The sequence below is a fragment of the Exiguobacterium sp. SH1S1 genome (genome assembly GCF_004337245.1).
In the GTDB taxonomy this organism is placed as follows: domain Bacteria; phylum Bacillota; class Bacilli; order Exiguobacteriales; family Exiguobacteriaceae; genus Exiguobacterium; species Exiguobacterium aurantiacum_A.
The window spans coordinates 61,842-86,451 of sequence record NZ_SJUZ01000004.1; the positions used below are offsets into that span (position 1 = coordinate 61,842).

Genomic DNA, 24,610 nt, shown 5'->3' on the forward strand with positions numbered 1-24,610 from the left:
AAATGTTTGATGTTCAATCTCGCTCATTTGCGAAACGCTTCATGAAGGGCCTTTTGATTGCATTCTTCGCTCTTCTCGCTTCGCTGAGTTTCATATTCTCAAACGGTGTCGATACGAACGTATCGTCTTCCGTCACGATGGTTCAAGAGTAAGCGCCCTCTCGCTCGTCAGAAGGCGTTTTTTTGTTTTGTTCGACAAAAAAAGGAATTTTTTGCTCACTTGTCGAACGAGAAATACGTTCGGTTTTTTCAATTGAATCATCTGGGAAGGGAGAGTCACTCATGCTATTTTATTTTCTCACCACGATTCTTTCAGTCGTCGGTTTGTCCGTCTCGCTCCAAACCGGTTTTTTCAAAGATCCGATCGGCACATTCTTGTTCGCGGCGCTGCTCGCCATGGGTCTATCTTCATTTAAACAGCTTATCGCACAAATGAACGTGCTCCTGAAAGAAAGGCGCAATCAAAAGCGCATCGATCGCATCGTCGCTCGCATGCACTCCAGTTCACGCAAACGCTCTACATAACGCTCGTGTTCCCACGCCACTTTTGGTATTCTATTCTAGATAGAAGAGCACAACGGACTTGGACCGTAGGAGGCACAAACACGAATGAATGAAATCCCTTTATCGAACGAATGGCTGTTACGCTATTCACCCGTCATGGAGCTGTGGCTGAAAGAAGACGGCATTTTGCTCGTCGATGACGACAATCGAATCCGCCTCACCTTAGAAATTGGCAGTGATCACGTGATGCAGTTTAAGAGCATCGAGCAAGACGGTGCCTACTTTGTCGTTGACCCGGTGAATAAACGAATTACGTTCGAACTCGAGGAAGAAGAAGAGGAAACCGATTCTCGCTTCTGGGAATAAAGATTCATGTCTAAGAGTCAGATTCTCTGTGTGAGAAGAAGACTCTTTCTTGCTGTTTGGCTCTATTTTGAAAAGGAGATTGATACTATGTTACGCACCGCCATTTGGTTTTTCTCGTTCTTCGCCGTCTTGCCCGTCTTGCTTCCGTTTTATCCGAAAGCAAAACGACTCGACGTACCGGCACGATACGATTACGTTCAAAAAATCGCCTACAACTGGGCCAGCTTCTTATTGAAAGTGGCCGGAGCCCGAGTCCGTGTGCACGGACAAGAACATATTCCGAACGAACCGGTCGTCTACGTCGCTAACCACCAAGGAAACTTCGACATCCCGATCATGATCACGGCGACGAACCATCCGAAAGCGTTCATCTCAAAAATCGAAGTCAAAAAAATTCCGATGATCGCGGGTTGGATGGAATTGATGGGTTGTATCTTTATCGATCGCAGTGACCGCCGCCAATCCGTCAAAGCGATCCGCGCCGGTGTCGAGACGATCCAATCCGGACAGTCCATCATCATCTTCCCGGAAGGCACTCGTTCAAAAGGCGGGCCGATGAAAGAGTTTAAAGCCGGCAGCCTGACGCTCGCCACGTCGAGCGGAGCAAAAATCGTTCCGGTGGCGATCAACGGCAGCTATCACCTGCTCGAAATGAAAAACCGGATTAGACCGGGTATCGTCGATGTGACGTTTTTACCGGCTATCGACCCGGCTGACGTCTCGAATAAAGAATTGACAGCGAAAGTAGAAGCGATGATTCGCCAAGTCGTTGAAGGAGGTTCCAAATGAGTTTATTAACAATCGAAGGCATCCGTAAAGAGTTCGCCGATAAAGTCTTGTTTGACGACGTCACGATGACGATTCATCCCGGTAACCGGATTGGCGTCATCGGCGTCAACGGTTCTGGGAAATCGACGTTCTTAAAAATCATTGCCGGCGTCGAAACAGCAGACAAAGGCACGATGCAACATCCGAACGACTATCGGATTCGTTATTTGACGCAAACCGTTGATTTCGCTCCCGGTCAGACCATTTTAGACGCCTTGTTCACGAGCAACACTCCATCCGTCATGGCGTTAAAACAATACGAGCTCGCTCGCCAGGCACTCGAGGCGAACCCATCGAGCGAGCAATGGCTCGAACGTTTCATGAAAGCACAGCAAGCGGTCGATGCCGCTGATGCTTGGGAAACGGAAGCGAAGCTGAAGTCGATCTTGAATCGGCTCGGGTTACCTGATGTGTCGGCCGAGATCAGCTCCCTCTCCGGGGGCCAACAAAAACGGGTCGCGCTCGCTGCGGCCTTGCTCGACGAAGCCGATTTGCTCTTACTCGACGAGCCGACGAACGAACTTGACGCCGATACGATCGCTTGGCTCGAGACGGTTCTCGCGGACTATCGAGGCGCGATCTTGCTCATCACCCACGACCGTTATTTCTTGAACCGGGTGACGAACCATATTCTCGAGATTGCCGACGGCACGTCTTACTTTTATGACGGGAACTATGAACTGTTTCTCGAGAAGCGAGCCGAACGCAAAGCCCGCTCCCAGTCGATGGAACAAAAGCGGCAAAACATCTTGCGACGCGAGCTCGCTTGGCTGCGCCGCGGTGCCAAAGCCCGGACGACGAAACAGAAAGCCCGGATTCAACGTGTCGAGGGCTTAAAGCAGCAAGAGGCACTCGCCGAAGACGATGCGCTCGACGTATCGGTCGGTTCACGCCGGCTCGGAAAAAAAGTCATCGAAGTCGAACAGTTGTCGTTCCAGTATGCGGACACGCCGCTCATTCACGATTTCAGCTGGCTGTTCGGACGCCGGGAACGGTACGGCATCGTTGGACCGAACGGGAGCGGCAAGACGACGCTCATGAACTTGCTCGCCGGTCGCATCGAACCGACGTCAGGCACGGTCGTCCACGGTGAGACGGTTCACATCGGTTACTACGGTCAACAAGTCGAATTTGACGATACGACGCGACGGGTCATCGACGAGATTGAACGGATCGCCCAAGTCATCTACACACCGGACGGCGAGACGATCACCGCCGGTCAAATGCTCGAGCGTTTCTTGTTCACACCGGACGCCCAATATAAACCGATCAGTAAACTTTCCGGTGGCGAGAAACGGCGCCTTGTGTTGTTGCGGATTTTGATGGATGAGCCGAACGTCTTGTTCTTAGATGAGCCGACGAACGATCTCGATACGGAAACGTTGTCGGTTTTAGAGGACTACTTAGAGTCGTTCCCAGGAACCGTCATCGCCGTCAGTCACGACCGTTACTTCCTTGACCGTATCGCCGAGCAACTGATCGCCTTCGAAGAGGGGACGATCAACGTCTACCACGCCGAATATAGCGACTATCTGGCCGAGCTTCAAGACGAGGCACGGCAACTTAAAAAAGAACCGAAAGACAAGAAAGAACGCGCCAAAGCCGACGTCGTCAAATTCACTTTTAAAGAACAAAAAGAGTGGGAGACGATCGAGGAAGAGATCGCTACAACCGAACAGAAAATCGAAGCTGCAGAAGCGCGACTCGCCGATGCCGGTAGCGATCTCGGAAAAGTGAACGATCTTTACGCTGAAATCAGTACCCTCAAGCAAACACTCGAAGAAAAAATGGAGCGCTGGGAGTACTTGTCTGAAATCGATGAACAAATTCAAGCTCAGAAAAAATAAAAAAAGACGGATCACAATTTAACATTGTGGTCCGTCTTTTTTCGCTATGTAGCCGTATACGTACACGTCGTATGGTTGATTGCCTTGGCGCATATAGTGGCGCAGCGTTCCTTCACGAATGAAACCGTTGCGTTCTAACAGTTGCTGCGAAGCGATATTTTCAGGATAGACGATAGCCCCGACTCGCTCGATGTCTGCGGAACACGCAGCAAACGTCAATGCCGCCTGCAACGCCTCTGTCGCGTAGCCGTTCCGCCAATAGCGCGGATGGATCTCATAACCGATCTCGGCACGTCGATGGCGCGGGGCGCGATTGTGGAATCCGATCGTCCCCATCAACTCGGGATGACCTTTCCTCATAATGCCCCAACGCATGATCGATCCGTCGGCAATCCCTTCTAGCATTCCGAATAGCATTTGTTCCGTCTGTTCAAGCGATTGATGCGGCTCCATCCCATAATGGCGCAACACGTCGACGTTTGAAAAAATCGTGAATAGACGCTCCGCATCGGTCGGTTGTAACTGCCGTAACTGCAGTCGTTCCGTTTCAATCGTTGGAATCATCCCGTTTCCCCCGTCCGAGTGATTATTTGTCCACTAAATTATGTTGAAACGCATAGACGACCGCTTGCGTCCGGTCATAGACGTCAAGCTTCGTCAAAATGTTCGAGACGTGCGTCTTCACCGTCTTCAATGAAATATATAATTCATCGGCGATGACTTGGTTCGCCTTGCCTTCGGCCATCAGTTGCAAAATCTCGCGTTCTCGCGCCGTCAAACTTTCATGAAGGGTCGTCTCCGGGTGCCGCAGACGTTCGAGCATCTTGCCGGTCACTTGTGCGGCCATGACCGGATTACCGGCTGCCGTCTGACGGATCGCGTCGGCGATTTCATTCGCATTTGCCGTCTTCAAGACGTAACTCATCGCACCGGCCTCGATGACCGGATACACTTTTTCATCGTCCAAAAAGCTCGTCACGACTAAGATTTTCGCATCTTTCCAGCTCGCTTTAATACGCTTCGTCGACTCGACTCCGTCCACAGGTTCCATCACGAGGTCCATCAAGACGACGTCCGGTTTTTCAGCGATGGCGAGTTCCGCTCCGGTCGCCCCGTCCGACGCTTCCCCGACTACTTCAATGTCCGGCTGTGTCGACAGAAATGCCGAGACACCGGCCCGGACCATTTCATGATCATCAATCAATACGACTCGAATCATTCTAACCCCTCCACTTGTTGTTTCACACGCACTTCGATTTGTGTACCGACTCCAGGCACGCTGACGAGACGTAACGTCCCGCCGACTTCGGCCGTTCTCTCTCTTATCGATTGTAAGCCATATGAGGCGACTTGTGTATCCTCGACATTAAAACCGATCCCGTCGTCATTTATTTTCAAGATGACCGTCTGTTGGACGGTCCGCATTTCAATTTCGAGCCGCTTCGCCTTGGCATGTCTGAGCGTATTGCTGATCGCTTCTTGAACGATGCGGAACAACTCATTTTCCGTATGGCGTGACAATTTCACTTCCTCGAGACGCCAGATGAGCTCGGTCGATTGTTTGCGGGACAGTTCTTCTAACAGACGTTCAATCCCCGTCTTCAAGGTCATCCCTTCTAACTCGACGGGACGAAGCTGCAACAAGAGCGAACGCATCTCGGCCTGGGCGGTCTGTGCCATGACTTCGACTTGACCGATCTGTTTAGCGGCGAGTTCCGGTTTCGATTCGATCGTCTGCTTGACCGCTGTCGTCATCATCGAGATCGCGTATAGCTGTTGACTGACCGAGTCGTGCAGCTCACGGGCGACACGACGACGTTCTTCGACGACCGCCTCGCTTCGTGCCTCTTCGACACTGACCGGCCGATCGCCGACCCGTTTGGCGACCTCGATCATCTCCGTACGTTGTTTGCTGATACGGACAATCCGTTCGAGCGTGTCGCGATACGGCGATAACGGCCGGAACGTGATCTCTTTTTGATTCTCGAGCTTCCATAGGGCAATCGCCACTTCACGGAAATCCCGGCGCAAGTAAAAGTAAGACCCAACTCCGAATATGCTGCCGATCAAAACGGCGATGACAACGATAGACACACCGAAAGGCAACCCTTCTTCACGTGTAAATAAATCTCGGAGTGAAGTCGAGTCACCTATTAGAAATGCAATCGTCACGAATAACGCCGTCAGTAGACTGCTGAATAACTGGTGCCAGACGACCGTCCTTGGGTAAGAATCTTTCTTCATACGGTCATCACCTCGACGCTTCCGCTCATGAGCACGATATGAATCCGGACTTTTCGCGTCGCCGCTTGGTACTCATCAGACGCCGTATAAAAACGGCGGTTGAACACCGGTGAATAATTCGATTCATCGACTTGGATCTTGCCGAAACCGATTGAGGCGTCGATCGAGTAATCGTAACCGGCCGGGATGAGGATACGGATATCCCCGGCGAGTCCGTTCAAGAGCAAGAACGTCTCCCCTTCCGGAATGATGGCGCGCGATAAATCCATCTCGACGTCGCGTAGCAAAAAGAATTCATTCGTGTCTTGCAAGACGTAATGGCCCGACTCTTTCGTCCCGAACGAAAACGCCTGTTCTTGACGAATGTGCGACCGGAACCGATTCGACTCAAGCGGTCGATTTTTATACAAACGGTACCCAAACATGAGCAATAATCCTGATAAGACGAACCCGAACGCGGCCGAAGAAAAGATGAGTCCGACGAGCATCACACCACCGATCCCGTAAAAGATATAACTGACCGGCTGATTTCCTTTCCGGCTGAAGCGACGCCCGATATAAAGCAATAAGAGCGGCACAATCATGCTGAAGAGGACGCTGTTCCCACCCGTCACGATGTCGATAAATAGTCCGATGGCAAATAAAATAATCATGAAGCCGATAATTTGGCGTGTGTTCCAACGTTCCACTCTGCTTCCCCCTCCCTAACGATATGTACAATGAAGCAAAGAAGCGATGGCCCGAAAATACTCTGGACCATCGCTGAACCAGTGCGTCAGTCTTGTTTAAAGCGACGCTCAAGTTCTTTTAATTTTGCTTCGAAATCATCTTCGTCCGCCGCGTCGGTTTTTTCTTCGGCCGCAGGTTCTTCCTTCGTTGCGTCTTTCTTCTCTTCTTCTGTGAACGGATGCGACTTCGATGTGTCCGCTCCGAAGATTTGATCGAGCGCACCTTTCAACAAATCAAGGTTCTCACGCATCGCGAACTCGTAACGTTTGTTTTGCATCTCGTCGAGTTTGAGGCGCATCTCGAGGGCACGGCGCTCAAGGGCGTCAAGTTCACGACCGCCTTCGTCTAGCAAGCCTTCGAAGTAGCGATACTGTTCACCGTAATGTTTTGACTCGAGAGCAGCGCGTTCAGCCAACTTCTCTTCGCCGGCTTGTTTCGCGAGCTCTGTCTGTTCGTAGCGCTTGTCAGCCATCAATTTGGCATCGTCACGCTTCGTCGCGAGTTCGCCGAGCAACGCCTTCTGACGCTCGACGAGACGTTCGACCGACAACGCCTCTTTTTCAGCACCGCGGATGTGGCGGTTCAATTCGGCTTCCCCACTCGAGCGTGGCGCCTCTTTATCTTGATACTTTTTCATTTCTTTTGAAAATTCTTTCGTCAACTCGTTAGCTAAATCACGAAACTGATCAAATGGTGTCTTCATCATAAAATCCTCCTTCTAAAAACTTAGCGACGGTTTACAAACTTTTGCCAGACTTGATCGAACGATTGGAAGCTGCTACGACTAGCACGCGACCCGTCCGCATTTAAAATCTCAACGTCCCGCTTTTGGTTGGCATACATCATATACCCTTTAAACAACATCCATGCCACCACAATTCCGATTAACGCCCAAATATTCGACAAAATCGTGATGATCCCGATCACGGCGAGTAAGCCGTAACCGATTTTTGCGCCGACATGCGTCACGGCCATGAATCTGACTCCAGCCCAAAGTGCTAAGAGCGCCCCCAAACCAAACATGATCATATTTGGTAAAAAGCCGATTAGGACGAGAACTAGAGAGATTGCCGCCACGATGAACAACACTTGCTTCACTTGGCGATTCATCTGTCATCCCTCCTCATTAAGTACACTCTTATCATAATACGCCATTTAAAAGATGGCGACGAGCGGAAGGCTTGTTTTCCCTCGGTCTGTAGACTGAGATGATAGCGTTATCAGAAAATGTGGTACAGTGAATGTATCGAACAATGAAAGGATGATGTTTTATGAGCACCTTACAAACAGCCGTATACACCTTGTCAGCCAACAGGAGGGCAGTTGTCCTCCACAACTAAAAGGAGGATTCGATTTGGATCACACAACAACGGGACGCGTCACAGCACAGTTCCAACATATGTACACGGTAACGACAGAGGACGCTGCTTTCACATGCGGGATATCGGGCAAATTTCGCCACGAGGCGATGAGCGAGCGCGACTATCCGGTCATCGGCGACTTCGTCGAGTTCACGATTCGCGAGCACGGTCAAGGTACGGTTCGACGTCTCCTTGAACGACGGACTGTTCTTTCACGGACAGCCGCCGGCAACGAGACGCGCGAACAACTGATCTGCGCGAACGTCGACTATATTTTAATCACGATGGCGGTCGGTCACGACTTCAACCTGCGCCGGCTCGAGCGTTACTCGCTCGCCGCCTGGGAGACGGGGGCGATACCGCTTATCGTCTTAACGAAGGCTGATCAAGTAACTGATGTGGCCCCACTCGTTCAAGACATCCAACTGACGACGCCAGGCATTGATGTCTTCCCGGTCAGCTCGATCACCGGCGACGGGGTCGAGGCATTGCGAACTGCACTGCCGAGCGGGAGCACGCTCGTCCTAGTCGGTTCGTCCGGCGTCGGGAAATCGACGCTGACAAACGCGCTTGCCGGGAAAACACTCGCCGAGACGCAAGCCGTCCGTGAAAGCGACGAGCGCGGTAAGCATACGACGACGCACCGCGAACTGTTCCGCGTCGACGACTTCTTCATCATCGACACGCCCGGCATGCGTGAGTTCGGTCTTTGGGACGGCGCCGATCATCTCGACGACACGTTCAGCGATATCGAGGAGTTGTCAGAACGATGCCGGTTCCGTGACTGCTCGCATCAAGCCGAACCCGGTTGTGCCGTTCGCGACGCGATTGCGACCGGTGCGCTCGATAAAAAACGGTATGCGAGTTACGTCAAACTCGAACGCGAGCTGCGTTACGCTGAAAAACGCCAAGCCGAAGCGGCACGACTAGCAGAAAAGAAACAGCGCAAAACAAGAGCATGAAATCAAAGGAGTTGCGGAATATCCGCGACTCTTTTTGTTTTCGTTTATGATTAGCACCAAATGTTAAGACCAATTCTACATATATGAACAATCGTTCAGAAATAATTGCGTCCATAGCAGGTAAAACGCTCGAAAGTAAGCGGTTTCTTCGATACAATGTAGTCGATTGTGACAGACAAAAAATCGTACGCACACAGGGAGAGAGTTATGAAAACATTGAACGAACGCGCACTCGAGATGCATGCTTTGCACCACGGTAAATTGGAAACGACACCAAAAGTCGACGTCGACACGACAGAAGCGCTCAGCCTCGCCTACTCACCGGGCGTCGCCGAACCGTGCCGCCGCATCGCTGAAAATAAAGAGCTGTCCTATGAATATACGTTGCGCGCCAACACGGTCGCCGTCGTCTCGGACGGAAGCGCCGTACTCGGGCTCGGCAACATCGGTCCGGAAGCGGCGTTGCCGGTCATGGAAGGCAAGGCCGTCCTGTTCAAAAGTTTCGCCGGGGTCGATGCGTTCCCGATTTGTTTAGACACACACAACGTCGATGAGATCGTGCGGACGGTCGAACTGCTCGCCCCGACGTTCGGCGCCGTCAACTTAGAAGACATCAAGGCACCCGAATGTTTTGAGATCGAGGCCCGGTTGAAGCAGACGCTCCCGATCCCGGTCTTCCATGACGATCAACACGGGACGGCCATCGTCGTCTTGGCCGGCCTCGTCAATGCACTCCGTTTAGTCGACAAAGCGATGCCTGAACTGCGTGTCGTCATGAACGGAGCCGGGGCCGCCGGAATCGCCATCGCCAAGCTGCTCAAGCGCTTCGGCGTAGAGGATCTCGTCATCTGTGATACGAAAGGTGCGATTTATGAAGGACGCGCCGACGGCATGAACCCGTTCAAAGACCAGATCGCCAAGGCGACGAACCGGAAGCTCCACGTCGGCACACTCTCAGACGTGCTCGAGGGGGCCGACGTCTTCATCGGTGTCTCGGCCGCAGGCGCCGTCACCGAGGACATGGTCCGCTCGATGGCCACAGATTCGATCATCTTCGCCCTCGCGAACCCGGTGCCGGAGATTATGCCGGATCTCGCGACTTCCGCTGGTGCCCGCATCGTCGCGACCGGTCGCTCGGACTTCGCCAACCAAGTGAACAACGTCCTCGCCTTCCCCGGTATTTTCCGTGGGGCGCTCGACGTCCGGGCGTCAGAGATCAACGAAGAGATGAAAGAAGCGGCCGTCCATGCGATCGCCGACTTGTTGACAGAGGACGACCTCGCGAACGGCATCGTCATCCCGAGCCCGTTCGACGAGCGGGTCGCACCGGCCGTCGCGATCGCCGTCGCGAAGACTGCTGTCGAGACCGGTGTCGCCAACCGTCCGCTCGACGAGGACGCCATTCGCCGCCACGTACGTGATAAGCGGCTATAACACGAAAAATTGCGCAGACCATAACGGTCTGCGCAGTTTTTTAGACTGTACCTTGTAAGATCCCTTCCGCCCACTCGACTTCTTCCGTCGTCGGTGGTTTGATGCCTTTTAACGGATAGTCGAGGCCGAGCGCCTCCCATTTATAGACGCCCATCTCGTGATACGGCAAGATTTCGACTTTCTCGACGTGGTCGAGTTTTTGAATGAACGCCGCCGTGCGCCGGAGCGCCCCTTCATCAAGCGTCCATTCCGGGACAAGGACGTGGCGAATCCACATTTTCGTTCCGCGCTCGGATAAGTGTTCAGCAAGCGCGAGCGTGTTGGCGTTGCTCCGTCCTGTCAGTTTCTTGCACATGTCGTCATCGATATGTTTAATATCGAGCAAGACGAGGTCGGTGTGGTCTAAGATGGCGTCAAGGTTAGGGGGACGGAGTGCACCCGACGTATCGAGCGTCGTGTGGAGCCCGTGTTTTTTCGCTTCACGCAACAGCGCTTCTAAAAACTCTGGTTGCGCGAGCGGATCGCCCCCTGAAATTGTGATGCCGCCTTTTGATGCTTCCATGAACGGACGATAGCTGAGCGCTTCTTGAATGACGTCCTCGGCCGAACGATGGTTATTCTTTTTAAAATCCCACGTATCAGCGTTGTGGCAATACAAGCAGCGAAGCGCACAACCTTGCAAAAAGACGATAAAACGAATTCCCGGGCCGTCAACGGTTCCAAACGATTCGACCGAGTGTACATATCCCATTGTCATCGAGATGACCTCCTAACGAATGAGCGGCCTTCAAGCGAAGGCCGCCAAGCCTTTACTTACAATGAACCGTGGAACGTCCGGTTGATGACGTCGATCTGTTGCTCGCGTGTCAACTTGATGAAGTTGACGGCGTAACCTGATACGCGGATCGTGAGCTGCGGATACTCTTCTGGATGTTCCATGGCGTCGAGCAACGTCTCACGGTTGAAGACGTTGACGTTCAAGTGGTGACCTTTGTGCTCGCCACCCATATAGCCGTCAAGAAGTGCCGCCAAGTTAAGTTCACGTGCGACGTCTTCTTTACCGAGTGCTTTCGGTACGATCGAGAACGTGTATGAGATACCGTCTTGCGCGTGTTCGAACGGAAGTTTAGCGACTGACGAGAGCGACGCTGCCGCTCCTTTCGTATCGCGGCCGTGCATCGGGTTCGCACCCGGTGCGAACGGCTCACCAGCACGACGGCCGTCCGGTGTATTACCTGTTTTCTTGCCGTAGACGACGTTCGACGTGATCGTCAAGACCGATTGCGTATGAAGCGCGTCGCGATACGTTTTGTGTTTCCGGACTTTTTCCATGAACGATTCTACGAGTTCGACGGCGATCGCGTCGACACGGTCATCGTTGTTTCCGAATTTCGGGAAGTCGCCTTCTGTTTCAAAGTCGACAGCGATGCCGAATTCATTCCGGACCGGTTTGACCGTCGCATATTTGATTGCTGACAAGCTGTCCGCCGTCACCGAAAGGCCAGCGATACCACAAGCCATCGTCCGTAAGATTTCAGGGTCGTGGAGCGCCATTTCAATCCGTTCGTACGCATATTTATCATGCATGAAGTGAATGACGTTGAGTGTGTTGACGTAAAGCTCCGCGAGCCAGTCGAGCGTCCGGTCGAAGTCAGCGTACACTTTGTCGTACGTGAGGACGTCTTCTGTGTTCATGTCCCAAGCCGGAGCGATTTGTTCGCCGCTCTTCTCATCGCGTCCACCGTTCATGCTGTAGAGGAGTGCTTTCGCCATATTGGCACGGGCACCGAAGAACTGCATCTGTTTGCCGATTTTCATCGGTGACACACAGCAGGCGATGCCGTAATCGTCACCAAACTCTGGAAGCATGAGGTCGTCGTTCTCGTATTGGATCGCCGACGTCTCAATTGACATCTTCGCGCAATATTGTTTGAATCCTTCCGGTAATTTCGTCGACCAAAGCACCGTCAAGTTCGGTTCTGGTGCCGGGCCGAGGTTTGTGAGCGAGTGAAGGAAACGGAACGAGCTCTTCGTGACGTTCGAACGGCCATCCTCACTCATCCCACCGATTGATTCCGTGACCCACGTTGGATCTCCAGAGAACAATTCGTTATAGTCAGGCGTCCGCAAGAATTTGACGATGCGGAGTTTCATGATGAAGTGATCGACGATTTCTTGGACGTCTGACTCTGTCAAACGGCCTGCCGCCATGTCACGCTCAGCGTACACGTCAAGGAATGTCGATACGCGTCCGAGAGACATCGCCGCACCGTTTTGTTCTTTGACAGCTGCAAGGTAAGCGAGATATACCCATTGATAGGCTTCTTGCGTCGTTTCAGCCGGGCGACCGAGGTCGAATCCGTAAGCAGCGCCGAGTTGTTTCAATTCTTGAAGGGCACGAAGCTGTTCAGACATCTCTTCCCGCGTCCGAATGTCTGCTTCCGAGAGGAAACCGCCATTGTTCGCCAAATCTTTTTTACGCTCGGCAATCAAGAAATCTAAACCGTACAAGGCAACGCGACGGTAGTCACCGATGATCCGGCCACGTCCGTATGCGTCTGGGAGACCTGTGATGATCCCTGACTTACGTGCCGCCCGCATCTCTGGTGTGTAGGCATCGAAAACACCTTGGTTGTGTGTTTTACGAATGTCTGAATAGATTTTTGTGATTTCAGGATTTGGTTCGAAGCCGTATGACTCGAGCGCGGCGTCGACCATGCGAATGCCGCCGTTCGGATGAATCGAGCGTTTGAACGGTTCGTCCGTTTGGACACCGACGACTTTTTCAAGGTCTTTATTTAAGTACCCAGGTCCGTGTGAGATGATTGTCGACGGCGTGTTTTGATCGACATCCCAAACGCCCCCGCGTTCCCGTTCTTCTTTCGTCAATTCCATCACTTGTCCCCAAAGACGATTCGTCGCCTCTGTCGGTCCGACTAAGAAACGGTCATCCCCTGTATACTCGTGGCGGTTCAAGCGGATAAATTCACCGACATTCACTTCGTTCGTCCACTGTCCAGGAACAAATCCTGACCAGGCTGATTTAATTTCAGTTGCCATTATGGTCACTCCTCATAGTTGAGATAACTGCCTGATTCCTTATAATATGAGTGTACGTGAAAACGTGAACAATATGTTTTACATTCTTGTGAAAGTTGTAACAATCTCATGAACATTGGTGTTACGCCGTTTTTGTAAGCGCTATTTTATCTGTTATAGTAGTTTTTCAACTTACATAGAAACAGACGAATCCCTATTCGTTCACGTTCTTGTGAATTCTGTATTATCTTTAAGTAGTTGTGAAAAATCATACAGTTTTTGTAGTGACTTAACTCACAGGTTCGGGATAGAACTTGAATTTTTGCCTTATATCGAGCACAATGGAAGCAGAACATTGTAGAAGAGGAAGGGGTTCTTCCCATGACGTATGAACCATTAACAGCCGAGCATAACTTAAAAGCCGGTGACCGCATCTCCCTTAAAGTCGAAGAGGCTGGAGACAAGCGCGACGGATTTATCACAGAATTTGAAGAAAAAGGCTTTTGGATTCGCTTTGATGACGATATCGAGAATGAGGATTTCATCGATTTCCGTGACCATTTAATGGTCGCACTCGTGTCGCGCCCAATCGACGTCGCGACGACGTATCCAGAACTAAACGCCTATGCAAAATTGCTTAAGGAATTGGAATACCGCGTGTATCAAGGCTTCACGGTCGAAGGTGTCGAAGCCTCGCCTGAGCACATCGACGTGCACATCAAACTCGTCGAGGACGGGCAAGTGTACACACAGACACTCCGTTCATCGATTGACCAAGACACTGAACATGTTCGCTATATTTGAACCAGGGAGCGCTTATGCTTCCTTTGTTTTTGCCCAACGATAAGGAGAACTGATATGAACTTTACAAAACCATTCATTAACGAAGCCTGGGAACGCCTTGGCTTTAACGAACCGATGCCGGTCCAAGCGGAAGCGTTCCCGCCCCTTTTAGAAGGAAAAGACGTCACAATCGAAGCACCAACAGGGACAGGTAAGACACTCGCTTATCTTTTACCCGCTATTGAAAAAATCGATGCCTCGAACGACCGGATCCAAGTCGTCATCGTCGCACCGACGCGCGAACTCGTCATGCAGATCCAAACGGTGGCGCAACGTTTCACCGAAAAAGGTGACGTCCGGATTGCCTCGTTCATCGGCGGCGTCGAACTGAAGCGCCAAATCGATCGCTTGAAGAAAAAACCGCATTTGATCGTCGGGACACCAGGACGTCTCGTTGAATTGATCGAGAAGAAAAAACTTAAACTGCACGAAACGCATACGATCGTGCTCGATGAAGCCGATCAAATCATCGACAGCGGATTGACGGAAGCGGCTGAGCGCATCATCAACCATACGGCGCACGAGCATCAAATCTCACTCGTTTCGGCGACGTTGACGGATACGCTCCAAGCCTGGGCTGCCCCGTTCTTGAAAGAACCGGTTCACGTGAAGGTCGAACGGACTGTCAGTGCTCAAGTGACGTACGGCTATATGTTGACGACACGTCGCTATAAGCCAGAATTGCTTCGTCGCCTATCACACGTCGACGGTGTCAAAGTGCTCGCCTTCATCAACAACCGCTCGTTCTTACCGCCGCTCAAAGGTGAGCTCGATAAGATGAAAGTGAACTACCGTATGCTCGATAGCTTGAAAGGGAAACGTGCCCGCGTCGAGACGCTCCGCGAATTCCGTAAAGGCGAATATCCGCTCCTCATCACGACGGGTCTCGCAGCGCGCGGACTCGACATCGATGAAGTGACGCACGTCGTCCATTTCGATTTACCTGAATCGACCGATGACTTCATCCACCGCTCAGGACGGACCGCTCGCGGTAGCGCGGCCGGGACGGTCCTGTCGATCGTGACACCGGAAGATTTGACGCACTTGAAATCGTTCGCCCGCCAGCTCGGTGTCGAATTGAAAGAGCTTGAGATTTACCGTGGCGAAGTCATCGAGAAACGGATCGAAGACAAACCGCCGGTCGTCAAACGTCCTGCAGACAAGCGAGGACCACGGCGATGAAAAAAGACCGGAAAGTAATTCCCTTCCCTTTGCTCGTCGAAGAGTCCGAATTGCTGGCCGAACTGAAAAAGTTATACGAGCAAGCGGCACTCGCACGCAGCACGCAGTGGACGAACTATATCCAAGAGATCGCTTCGGAAGGCACGTGGCACTTGAAAGACGCCGAACTGTTCCGCGATTTGTTCATCGATTGGGCCGTCTTCTTTGAGACGGATGAGGACGGGATGACACCGCACGGCCGCTATTTGGCGGACCACAAAGCTGACATGTCACCTGCTCTCTATCATGCCTTGCGCGGTCTCGCCGTCCCCCGGTGCTCTGTGTTTGAAGTGACCGAAGACGGCTTACGTGATTGGGAGACGAAAGAGACGTACAAGGTAATGCTACCGGAAGTACGCGAACCAGGCGACGTCATGCTCGGCAAGCTGCTCGACATCCGTGGCAGCTGGCGCTTCGGGTCGGCCTTCCTCGCACTTCCAGCGAAGATGGCTGGCAACGTAGCAGATCTGTACATCGACTTCATGGATGAGGTCGGTCCAGGTGCGTTCCTCGATCAATTCCCTGAGTTTTGCGCGGAACTGATCGATATGTTGCTTGATTTAGAAGAAGGGGTCATCATCCCGAAACCAACGAAATAACCGAGAGGCAGCCGCCTCTCGGTTATTTTTTATCTCACATAAAATTGGGCGCCATCGAGCAATAACTTCGCTTCCTCGTTCGTCGCGTTCACCGCGGCGCTCGAGACTTCTTTCCCGTCCTCGTATACGTCGATGACGGCTCCGTCTTTCGTCGGACGGACGTGGTACAGTTGGTTTCCGACATAGGTAGTTGTGCCAACTGAACCATCGATGACTTGGCGTGTCGACGGTTTTCCTGTCATCAAATCGACGACGATTTCGGATCCGTCTAGTTGCACCGCCATCAACTCGTTATCATGTACGGTCAAGTTTGACTCTTCGGCTTTTGAAGCGAGTTGGACGACTTTATTCGTTTCGATGTCATAAGCGAACAGTCCTGGACGATTTGTTTCGGTAGAATGGGTCTCCCCGTTCTCTGTGAAGGATTCATACGCCCCAACTCGAACTGGGATAAACCGATTACCGGTCGAGATCGGCATCATATTGCGGTCATAAAACCAAGACGTCCCGAGCACTTCGGAAACGAAGTCGTTGTCGAGATCGAGATCTTTGATCGTTATCTCGTTTGTTCCTTCCTTAAGCACGGCAAGTTTTGTTTTTGATTCCGCCTCATAACCACTGCGGAAAATTAAATGAACGTCCCCGTCGTGAACGAACAGACCAGCCCACGAGCCCTCCATCACATCGGCCGGCGCCTTAAACGTCTCACTCGTCACAGTCTCACCATCCGTAGACTTGAATAAGACAATTTCCTGATTTCCGTTTTGTCCGAGGCCGACATATCCTTCATCCGTGCGAATCGATTGGGCAAAGTTCAATTCTTTCATCTGGCGATAGAAGCCGCGCAACGAAGGATCGAGTGTGTCTCGATAATGAATCGCTTCTTCGATATAGTTCATATTCGTCGCGATCCGACTACGTTCTGTCGTCACTTCGAATCGTTCACTCGTCTCGTTCTCCGTCTCATAAAACACATCGATCGTCTGGTCGGCCCATACATCAGGATTCGTTTTGACAGTTAACTCCCACTCCGCTTCCGTCTTGTTCATGTCGATGACGAACGTCCCGAGTCCGAGGACGATTACCGCACCGAGCGCAGCCACATTCCATATTCGTTTCATATACTCACCTCACACACTTAGTTTCTTCGTCAAGTAGCGACGACTGATCCAAACCAACCCGATAAACCAAGCCGCCAAACCGATCCCGGCGACGAGCAACGATTCATCCATAAAGAGCCCGTTTCCGATGAAGCCGAAACCGATGGCCGGAAGCACAATGATGGCTCCCAATGAAACAGTGGCAATCACCGGCGCCCACATCGTCCGTTGCCATAGACTCCGTTCCACCAACACGAACGTGAAAATGAATAAAACAACGAGCCCAATCAACGCTTGGTGAATGATGAAATTCACGATTGACATCGGATACATGACAGACAGCATGCCATCATAAGAGACAGCCTGCTCGAACGAGCCACGTATCGGTACCATCTGCGAATCGAACCAACCCGTGAACGCTATGTACTGGAGCTTGAGCGCGATCCATTGGACGGCAAACAAACCGAGAATCATCAACAGCATCGTTGCGAATTTTGCCCCGAAGACGAGCATCCGTTGTTGCGGCATCATCAATAAGCGCATCATGAACATGCCGCGTCCTTGGAAATCGCGATACCAAATCCAAAAGCTATAAAGTAGCATCGCCGCAATCGCCAATCCAATCGACAAAATATATGCCGTCCCGCCGATATAGTTTCCAAACGATAATACATAATCAGGTGTCCCAGTGCGACGCAGTTTTTCATACATATTCGTCTCGCTCCATAAGAAGAAGCCGAGCCAAGCAAATTGGGTGACGACGAGAAGCGTGATCAAGATGAGATACGGTTTCGTCGCCCGCTCGACTTCCCATCCGAGTAGTCTTAACAAATTCATGCCCCATACTCCTCTATCATGACGTCGACGATCGATTTCCCGTGAATGAAGCGGACGTCCTCGACGTCGAATTCACGGACGATCCGTCCTCGGTTCAACATGACGGCCTTGTCGACCAAATACTCGATGTCGTCAATCTCGTGCGTCGTGATCAAGACACCGCGGTCTTCCATGATGTCACTCGAAAACAGCTCGACGATTTGCTCTTTTGAAAACACATCGATACCTGAGAACGGTTCGTCGAGCAGCAAGTAGTCCGGGTCTTGGGCGATGCCGAGCGCCAAATTGACCTTGGCGAGCGCCCCTTTCGACAGTTCACTCAACTTGTCTTCTGGAAACAGTTTGAACTCGTCGACGAGTCTAGCGAACAACTTCGTGTCGAACTTCGGATAAAAATCGCGCATGAACGCTTCGCACTGCTCGATCGAAAAGTGGATCGGAAACGTCGAATGGTCCGGTACGAACGCGACGTTGTTCAAATCGATCGGCTTGCCGTCAATCAAAACGTTGCCTTGATCGAACGGGGTCAGCCCCATGATGCCTTTTAAAATCGTCGACTTGCCGGTCCCGTTCAGACCGATGAGGCATGTGATCTCGCCTTTGTTGGCCGTGAACGACACATCTTCGATGACTTGTTTTTTGCGGTAACGCTTCTTAACTCCCAGTACCTCGATCATCGAGATTCCCCTCCCCGTATTGCCGTTTGATTTTGCTGACGAGCTCGTCCATCGTGACGTCGAGCTCTTGAATCGATTCGACGAAGACAGCGACCGCCTCATCGACGAGTTCGGTCCGAATTCGTTTTAATACGTGGTCGTCCGTCGTCACCCGACTTGGACGATTGCGTTCGGTCGTGATCAATTGCTGTTCCTCCATTTCCTTGAACGCCTTTTGGACGGTGTTCGGATTGATTTTCAGTTCGGTCGCGAGCTCTCGCCGCGACGGCATCTCTTCGCCCGCCTTCAACTCGCCTAGCGCCATCTTCTTTTTGAAGTAGTCGACGACTTGGATGTAGACGGGAGACCTCGTGTTAAATTGAATGATCATGTTGTCACCTCTCTAAGTGTATGATGCGACTAATACACTATCTGACTGTATTATTACCGTAATACACTTGACTGTCAATAATAATTTCCCAAAACAATCCAAAACAAAAGACGCATCCTCATTGATTAGGATGCGTCAGTTTGATGAGCGGACGATATAGTCGGCTCGTATCACTGGATTGACCGTCTTGATGTAGTGCGCTTCACCCGGCCAGTAGCGGCGCTCATATTTGGCGAGCCGTGCCGCTAAATCGCCGATATACGTATCGCGATTTAGCACACGCTCGTAACGCGTCTCGCGTGGACAGTCAAGATAAACGATGTAGTCGAAATACGACCGCCACTCGTCCCGCAATAAGAAGATGCCTTCAATCAACACGAGCGCATTCGGAGCCACATCGATCGTCCGCATGACAATCGCGTCCTCGTCTCGCTCGTAGTATGGCAACGTCAGACGCGTCTCACCTCGGGACAACGGCTCGAACAACATCTTCACGAGCAGATCGACGTCCCATTGGAGCGCATAGTATTCCACCGCCTCAGGCTGCCCCGTCTCATAGCGCCGATGCCGTTCGACGATGAAGTCATCAATATGTAGAAGCAGTTCGTTCGGCGCGATACCACTCAATTGTTCGACGAGCGTCGTCTTCCCGGCCCCGCTCAAGCCGTCGATCGCGACGATGAACGGCCGGTCGTGGACACGGTTAGCGTATGCTTCACGAATCACTTCCTGTAACGTCTCCATACGTTCTCCCCCAAATCAAAAAAGTCAGCCCTAGAGGCTGACTTCAGTTTACCAGAGCACCCAACCTTTCGCTCCCGGAGGCGCGCTTTCAATCAAGTGCCAAATCGGAACCGTGTAGGCGAATGCGATCAAGACGAACGTGACCGTGATCCAGAGCTTCCAGTTCTCAAAGAACCGTGGCGTCTCCATTGCCGCCTCTTCCGTTTCCGCGAGTGGGAACTCTTCCTCACCTTTTGGTGCGAGGAATGACAGGTTGAACATCGAATAGACGAAGATGAGCACCGAGACGAGAAGGATCGTCCCGCCGATTGCCATCGCCATATGGTACGGGATCCATTCACGCGTCAACGCGTCTGAGAAATACGTCGCCGGACCGGTCCGACGCGGGTTACCTTGAAGGCCTGAGATGTGCATCGCATACGACATGATCGACATCCCGAACGCCCACGTCCCCGTCTGAATCAAACCGAGACGGTTCATTGATTTCGTGAGTGTACGTCCGCGTAGTACCGGTACGAGCCAATAGGCAGTTCCAAAGAACGTCAAGGCGACGGCCGTTCCGACCGTGATATGGAAGTGACCGGTGACCCAAAGCGTGTTGTGGACCATCGCGTTCAATTGGTGCGACGCGTTGATGATACCGCCGGCACCAGCCGGAATGAAGAACAACATCCCGACGAACGGGGCGAGGAAACGCACATCGCCGTACGGCATCTTTTTGACCCAACCGAACAGACCGCGTGCTCCGAGAGCGCGTCCCCGCAGCTCGAACGTCGCGAACAGCGAGAACGCCGTCATGAACGACGGAATGACGACGAGGAACGTCAAGATGACTTGGACGAACTTCCAAAACGGATCAATCCCCGGCTCTGTCAACTGGTGGTGGAAACCGACCGGGAACGAGAACAAGAGGAATAACAAGAACGCCATCCGCGCGAGCGCGTCCGAGAAAATCTTCCCACCGATGACTTTCGGCACGACCGTATACCAGACGATATAGGCCGGCATGAGCCAGAAGTAAACGAGCGGGTGACCGAAGTACCAGAACAACGTCCGGCTCAGTTCAATCCCGACCGTGTCTTTCCATCCGAGCGAGAGCGGGAGCAGTTGGAACAAAATCGTCCCGGCAACACCGAGTGTCGCGATGACCCAGAGCAACATCGTCATGATACTCATGTACGCTGGGAGTGGCGGATGGACGCCAGGGTGTTCCCGTTTATAGTCCGCATACATGCGGAACATCGCGAACGCCGAGAACCATGTACCGACGACGAAGAGAACGAGACCGACATAGAAGATCGGGTCGGCCATGAGCGGAGCGTAGAACGTGTAAAGTACAGTCGCTTTATTGGCGAGCACCATGATCGTCACGAGTACCGCCCCGGCGATGATCATCCAAAAACCGAGCCAAGCGACACGTGTCGGGAACGATTCAAACCGTCCGAACGACTTGGCGAGCAGCGCGTAAAGTAAGCCGATGATAAACATCGTCGTAAAGACGAGACCAAGCATGATACCGTGGGCCGTCAACAATTGATAGTAACCGAATACTTCCGGAATGATTCCTGTACGGATGAGCGTCTGCATGAGTCCCGCGATCGCTCCAATCAACACGGCGAGTACCGAGACGACAACGTGGGCATAGGCGAGGCGCGCTTCTTTCACACCGATGCTCGGCACCGGCACACCGCGCTCCATTTCCCACTGTTTCAGTTTTGAGGCTACGTCGTTCATTTAGTCCACCACCTTAATTTTTGTCGCCATCATGTGATGGCCCGTCCCGCAATATTCGTTACAGAGAATTAAAAATTCGCCTGTTTCTTCAAACGTATACGTGAGCGAGTTGATATGTCCCGGCACGACCATCATGTTGACCGGTGTCCCCGTCAACTGGAAACCGTGGACGACGTCCGGTGACGTGACGAGAAACGTCACTTTCGCACCTTTCGGGATTTCAACGTTACCCGGTGTGAACGTGAACGCCTGCGCGACCATGACGAGTTCATACTCGTTATCACCAATTTTATTAAGTCCAGGTTTATCGAACGGCGCCGTCTGATGCACTTTCGCCGGGTCGATCAAATCAGCGTCCGATGCGGGCTGGTTTCCGGCCGCAAACGCCGAAATGCCGAGCACTGTCAAAAACACGCCTAATAGAACGATGCCAAAGATCAACCAATATTTTTCAAGCTTATGAATATGCATGTTTGTTTTCTCCTTTTGACGTTATCGTGTAACAAATAAATAAAAGACCGACGACCACATGGCGATGATGACACCCGCGACGATCATGACCGATGTAAACGTGCCTTTCAGATTCGGTTCTTGTCCACCGTTCTTATCCACGTGAAGGACCCCTTTCGCTATAATTTCCTCTTTCATTGTATGAAATTCACCCTGACTTAATATGTGACTTTTATCACTTCAAAAGTGACAATCACATCAATTTTGCGTAGTTTCCACACATAAAATTCACAATTAGCCAAATCAAGACGACAAAAAAACCGCCTCTCTAAGAGACGGTTCCTCGTTATAATCGGCAAATCCCGGCCGGACAGCCTTCGCAATGGCACAGCTCTTTTAAGAAATCGATATCATGCAAGACGATCGAGTTTCCCGTCGTTGTCAGGACGCCTTCTTTTCGCCACTGGTTCATCATCCGGTTGACGGTCTCACGCGGTGCCCCGATCAGTTGACCGAGCTCCCCATCGGAAGGATGTCGTGAGATGACGACCGCGTCATCTTCCTCCACACCGTGCATGGCCGCCATCCGAAGCAACGTCGAAGCGAGCGCTCCCGGCTTTCCGTACAATAGCAAATCACGCAGTTTCATCTCTGAATGTTTACGCATCATCGACGTCCAGCGCAGCACGTCACCGGCAAATTTGGCGTCTTGCTGCATGATAGTCTCGATGTCTTTCTTTGAAATAACGCCAATGACACTTTCTTCCGTCGTCTCGATGCTGTAAGAACTCGGGAACGTGTCGACGATATCAAACTCACCAAAAAAATCGTCGGCGCCATATAAGAACATGACGATTGGATTCCCTTTTTTCGTGATCTTCGTGAATTTGACAGATCCGCTCTTCAAATAAAAGAATTTATCACACTTCTCACCTTCCCAACAGACGATGCTAGCCTTCGGGTAGTCTTGAGGTGTCATCATTTCGAGCAATAACTGTTTCGTCTCCGCTGAAAAGATAAAGCTGTTCGGTTCGGTCGTCCCACATTTCGTAGACATATTCGTCTGCTCCCTCCACAATTCATTCGTGCCTGGAATGTCTCGTACGTTTCATTTATGGCTTTATTATACAGTAGCGTGAGCACCCTGATCACAAAAGTATGTGACATTTCAAACAATCTTCTATTTTTCAATTCGTTCTCATAAAAAAAAGACTGTAGAAAGTCTACAGTCTCAGATCAGTCTCAGCGATAGACGAGACGGATCAGCTTCTCCGCACCTTTAAAGTTTGGATAACGAATCGGCACATCAAATTTTGTCGTGTTGCGTAATATTGATTTGGCATGGCTGAACGCCTCAAAGCTATAGCGTCCGTGATAAGCCCCCATCCCACTCTCCCCGACACCGCCAAATGGCAAGTTCGGGTTTGTCAAATGCATGAGGACATCGTTGACACAACCGCCGCCGAATGTCAGATGCTTGAGCACCGTCTGTTCGACAGCTTTCGTTTCCGTGAACAGATAGAGCGCGAGCGGATGCGGACGGTCGGACACAAACTCGATCGCCTCATCGAGTTGACGATACGTCAGCACCGGCAAAATCGGTCCGAAAATCTCGTCTTTCATGACAGCAGCCCCATCATGAATATCCGTCATGACGGTCGGGGCGATTTTCAAACTTTCCCGCTCCGTCGCTCCCCCGAAGAAGACGTCCCCTTGACTCAAATAACTCGTCAACCGATCAAAATGAGACTCGCTGACGATCCGGGTGAACCGTTCTGTCCCGATTCCGTTCCCAAACATCAGGAACGCTTCCCGCTTGATTGCTTCAAGAAACGCATCACGTTTCGACTCGTGGACGAGCACGTAGTCCGGGGCGACACACGTCTGCCCGGCGTTCATCCATTTCCCCCACGCAATCCGTTTCGCCGCAATGTTAATATTGGCATCTTCATGGACGATGGCCGGTGACTTCCCACCTAGTTCGAGCGTGACCGGCGTCAATTGCTTGGCCGCAGCCTCCATGACGATTTTTCCGACTTGGGTCGAACCGGTAAAGAAGATATGATCCCATTTTTGCGCGAGCAAAGCTTGAGCGACGTCTTTATCCCCTTCGACGCTGACGACGTAACGATCGGTGAACGCCCGTTCGAGCACTTTCGTCATTACTTGGGCCACGTTCGGCGTCAATTCCGACGGTTTCACGACAGCCGTGTTCCCGGCCGCGATTGCTCCGATGAGCGGTGCGATTGCCAATTGGAATGGATAATTCCAAGGCGCGATAATGAGAACGGTGCCGTACGGTTCATACATGACTTCACTTTTTGTCCCGAGGTGGATCGCTGCGCCGCGAACCCGTTTCGGGCGCATCCAACGCTTCAACTCTCGATTCGTCCGACTGATCTCGTCGTAAATAAAGCCGATCTCCGTCGTGAACGCATCGAGCTCTGATTTATTTAAATCTGTTTTTAACGCTTCGATAATCTCTGCTTCGTGATGTTTGATTGATTCTTTCAAAAACGTCAACATACTGAGACGGAATGCGAGCGATTTGGTCGCTTGCGTCTTAAAGAAACGACGTTGCTTACTGATGAGCTCTTCGATCGTCAACTGTTCGATTGGTGCGAGCATAAATCTGCCTCCCTTTGAGTGATAACGCTGTCTTTATCTTATCACTATCCAATCAGACCCGACCATTTTGAACGTTCAGCCGTTGCTGCTTGAT

Annotated in this window: 27 protein-coding genes; 9 read left to right on the forward strand and 18 right to left on the reverse strand. The window is 51.7% G+C overall.

Annotated features, from left to right (window positions below; all coding sequences use genetic code 11):
- Positions 1-281: 281 nt before the first annotated feature.
- The 4 genes from EVJ23_RS09255 (at position 282) to EVJ23_RS09270 (ending at position 3,544) form a co-directional block, all read left to right on the forward strand.
- Complete coding sequence (locus EVJ23_RS09255; RefSeq protein ID WP_070328917.1) at positions 282-524, forward strand: hypothetical protein; 243 nt, start codon at positions 282-284, stop codon at positions 522-524.
- 84 nt (positions 525-608) lie between these two features.
- Positions 609-869: a hypothetical protein gene (locus EVJ23_RS09260; protein WP_016508370.1), complete on the forward strand. Its 261-nt coding sequence runs from the start codon at positions 609-611 to the stop codon at positions 867-869.
- Positions 870-956: 87 nt separating this feature from the next.
- Positions 957-1,658: a lysophospholipid acyltransferase family protein gene (locus EVJ23_RS09265; protein ID WP_070328916.1), complete on the forward strand. Its 702-nt coding sequence runs from the start codon at positions 957-959 to the stop codon at positions 1,656-1,658.
- On the forward strand, positions 1,655-3,544 hold the full coding sequence (locus tag EVJ23_RS09270) for an ABC-F family ATP-binding cassette domain-containing protein (RefSeq protein ID WP_131465683.1): 1,890 nt from the start codon (positions 1,655-1,657) through the stop codon (positions 3,542-3,544). Before EVJ23_RS09265 ends, EVJ23_RS09270 begins: the two co-directional genes overlap by 4 nt.
- 18 nt (positions 3,545-3,562) lie before the next feature.
- On the opposite strand, the gene EVJ23_RS09275 is transcribed toward EVJ23_RS09270, so the two are convergent.
- The 6 genes from EVJ23_RS09275 to EVJ23_RS09300 all read right to left on the reverse strand — a co-directional run bounded on the left by EVJ23_RS09275 (position 3,563) and on the right by EVJ23_RS09300 (position 7,627).
- The gene (locus EVJ23_RS09275) at positions 3,563-4,108 is read right to left on the reverse strand and encodes a GNAT family N-acetyltransferase (RefSeq protein ID WP_131465685.1); all 546 of its coding nucleotides are present in this window, start codon (positions 4,106-4,108) and stop codon (positions 3,563-3,565) included.
- A gap of 22 nt (positions 4,109-4,130) precedes the next feature.
- A complete protein-coding gene (locus EVJ23_RS09280; protein WP_070328913.1) occupies positions 4,131-4,763 on the reverse strand; it encodes a response regulator in 633 nt (210 codons plus the stop codon).
- Positions 4,760-5,788, reverse strand: a complete 1,029-nt coding sequence (locus EVJ23_RS09285) for a sensor histidine kinase (protein ID WP_016508424.1) — start codon at positions 5,786-5,788, stop codon at positions 4,760-4,762. The genes EVJ23_RS09280 and EVJ23_RS09285 overlap by 4 nt, the downstream gene beginning before the upstream one ends.
- Complete coding sequence (liaF, locus tag EVJ23_RS09290) at positions 5,785-6,477, reverse strand: cell wall-active antibiotics response protein LiaF (RefSeq protein ID WP_070328912.1); 693 nt, start codon at positions 6,475-6,477, stop codon at positions 5,785-5,787. The genes EVJ23_RS09285 and liaF overlap by 4 nt, the downstream gene beginning before the upstream one ends.
- 86 nt (positions 6,478-6,563) lie before the next feature.
- Complete coding sequence (locus EVJ23_RS09295) at positions 6,564-7,220, reverse strand: PspA/IM30 family protein (RefSeq protein ID WP_070328911.1); 657 nt, start codon at positions 7,218-7,220, stop codon at positions 6,564-6,566.
- Between the two features lie 23 nt (positions 7,221-7,243).
- Positions 7,244-7,627: a lmo0954 family membrane protein gene (locus tag EVJ23_RS09300; RefSeq protein WP_016508398.1), complete on the reverse strand. Its 384-nt coding sequence runs from the start codon at positions 7,625-7,627 to the stop codon at positions 7,244-7,246.
- 244 nt (positions 7,628-7,871) lie between these two features.
- Between EVJ23_RS09300 and rsgA the strand changes: the two genes are divergently transcribed.
- Both rsgA and EVJ23_RS09310 read left to right on the forward strand, forming a co-directional pair.
- A complete protein-coding gene (gene rsgA, locus EVJ23_RS09305; RefSeq protein ID WP_236633745.1) occupies positions 7,872-8,840 on the forward strand; it encodes a ribosome small subunit-dependent GTPase A in 969 nt (322 codons plus the stop codon).
- A 207-nt stretch (positions 8,841-9,047) separates the two neighbouring features.
- A complete protein-coding gene (locus EVJ23_RS09310) occupies positions 9,048-10,274 on the forward strand; it encodes an NAD(P)-dependent malic enzyme (RefSeq protein ID WP_131465687.1) in 1,227 nt (408 codons plus the stop codon).
- A gap of 40 nt (positions 10,275-10,314) precedes the next feature.
- Here the strand turns inward: EVJ23_RS09310 and pflA are convergent, their stop codons facing one another.
- Complete coding sequence (gene pflA / locus EVJ23_RS09315) at positions 10,315-11,031, reverse strand: pyruvate formate-lyase-activating protein (protein ID WP_070328909.1); 717 nt, start codon at positions 11,029-11,031, stop codon at positions 10,315-10,317.
- Positions 11,032-11,087: 56 nt separating this feature from the next.
- Positions 11,088-13,334, reverse strand: coding sequence for a formate C-acetyltransferase (pflB, locus tag EVJ23_RS09320; protein ID WP_131465689.1), 2,247 nt, complete (start codon positions 13,332-13,334; stop codon positions 11,088-11,090).
- A gap of 360 nt (positions 13,335-13,694) precedes the next feature.
- Between pflB and EVJ23_RS09325 the strand changes: the two genes are divergently transcribed.
- The 3 genes from EVJ23_RS09325 to EVJ23_RS09335 are packed head-to-tail and all read left to right on the forward strand — an operon-like array spanning position 13,695 to position 15,976.
- Positions 13,695-14,117 carry a hypothetical protein gene (locus EVJ23_RS09325; RefSeq protein WP_070328907.1) on the forward strand — a complete coding sequence of 141 codons (423 nt, stop codon included), beginning with the start codon at positions 13,695-13,697 and terminating at the stop codon, positions 14,115-14,117.
- A gap of 54 nt (positions 14,118-14,171) precedes the next feature.
- Positions 14,172-15,338 (forward strand): DEAD/DEAH box helicase, encoded by a 1,167-nt coding sequence (locus EVJ23_RS09330; protein ID WP_070328906.1) that lies wholly within the window; start codon positions 14,172-14,174, stop codon positions 15,336-15,338.
- Positions 15,335-15,976: a hypothetical protein gene (locus EVJ23_RS09335; protein WP_070328905.1), complete on the forward strand. Its 642-nt coding sequence runs from the start codon at positions 15,335-15,337 to the stop codon at positions 15,974-15,976. Before EVJ23_RS09330 ends, EVJ23_RS09335 begins: the two co-directional genes overlap by 4 nt.
- A gap of 29 nt (positions 15,977-16,005) precedes the next feature.
- On the opposite strand, the gene EVJ23_RS09340 is transcribed toward EVJ23_RS09335, so the two are convergent.
- From EVJ23_RS09340 to EVJ23_RS09385, 10 genes are all read right to left on the reverse strand, one after another.
- Positions 16,006-17,097 carry a hypothetical protein gene (locus EVJ23_RS09340; protein WP_131465691.1) on the reverse strand — a complete coding sequence of 364 codons (1,092 nt, stop codon included), beginning with the start codon at positions 17,095-17,097 and terminating at the stop codon, positions 16,006-16,008.
- A 9-nt stretch (positions 17,098-17,106) separates the two neighbouring features.
- A complete protein-coding gene (locus EVJ23_RS09345) occupies positions 17,107-17,913 on the reverse strand; it encodes a hypothetical protein (RefSeq protein WP_131465693.1) in 807 nt (268 codons plus the stop codon).
- Positions 17,910-18,590: an ATP-binding cassette domain-containing protein gene (locus tag EVJ23_RS09350; protein WP_131465695.1), complete on the reverse strand. Its 681-nt coding sequence runs from the start codon at positions 18,588-18,590 to the stop codon at positions 17,910-17,912. The genes EVJ23_RS09345 and EVJ23_RS09350 overlap by 4 nt, the downstream gene beginning before the upstream one ends.
- A complete protein-coding gene (locus EVJ23_RS09355) occupies positions 18,568-18,960 on the reverse strand; it encodes a GntR family transcriptional regulator (protein ID WP_070328901.1) in 393 nt (130 codons plus the stop codon). Before EVJ23_RS09355 ends, EVJ23_RS09350 begins: the two co-directional genes overlap by 23 nt.
- A gap of 135 nt (positions 18,961-19,095) precedes the next feature.
- Positions 19,096-19,704 carry a kinase gene (locus EVJ23_RS09360; protein WP_070328900.1) on the reverse strand — a complete coding sequence of 203 codons (609 nt, stop codon included), beginning with the start codon at positions 19,702-19,704 and terminating at the stop codon, positions 19,096-19,098.
- 48 nt (positions 19,705-19,752) lie between these two features.
- Positions 19,753-21,438, reverse strand: coding sequence for a b(o/a)3-type cytochrome-c oxidase subunit 1 (locus tag EVJ23_RS09365; protein ID WP_070328899.1), 1,686 nt, complete (start codon positions 21,436-21,438; stop codon positions 19,753-19,755).
- Complete coding sequence (locus EVJ23_RS09370) at positions 21,439-21,909, reverse strand: cytochrome c oxidase subunit II (RefSeq protein ID WP_070328898.1); 471 nt, start codon at positions 21,907-21,909, stop codon at positions 21,439-21,441.
- A 21-nt stretch (positions 21,910-21,930) separates the two neighbouring features.
- Positions 21,931-22,050 (reverse strand): cytochrome c oxidase subunit 2A, encoded by a 120-nt coding sequence (locus EVJ23_RS09375; RefSeq protein WP_233589685.1) that lies wholly within the window; start codon positions 22,048-22,050, stop codon positions 21,931-21,933.
- A gap of 184 nt (positions 22,051-22,234) precedes the next feature.
- Positions 22,235-22,945 (reverse strand): Crp/Fnr family transcriptional regulator, encoded by a 711-nt coding sequence (locus EVJ23_RS09380; protein WP_070328897.1) that lies wholly within the window; start codon positions 22,943-22,945, stop codon positions 22,235-22,237.
- A 185-nt stretch (positions 22,946-23,130) separates the two neighbouring features.
- On the reverse strand, positions 23,131-24,516 hold the full coding sequence (locus tag EVJ23_RS09385; RefSeq protein ID WP_070328896.1) for an aldehyde dehydrogenase: 1,386 nt from the start codon (positions 24,514-24,516) through the stop codon (positions 23,131-23,133).
- Positions 24,517-24,610: the final 94 nt, after the last annotated feature.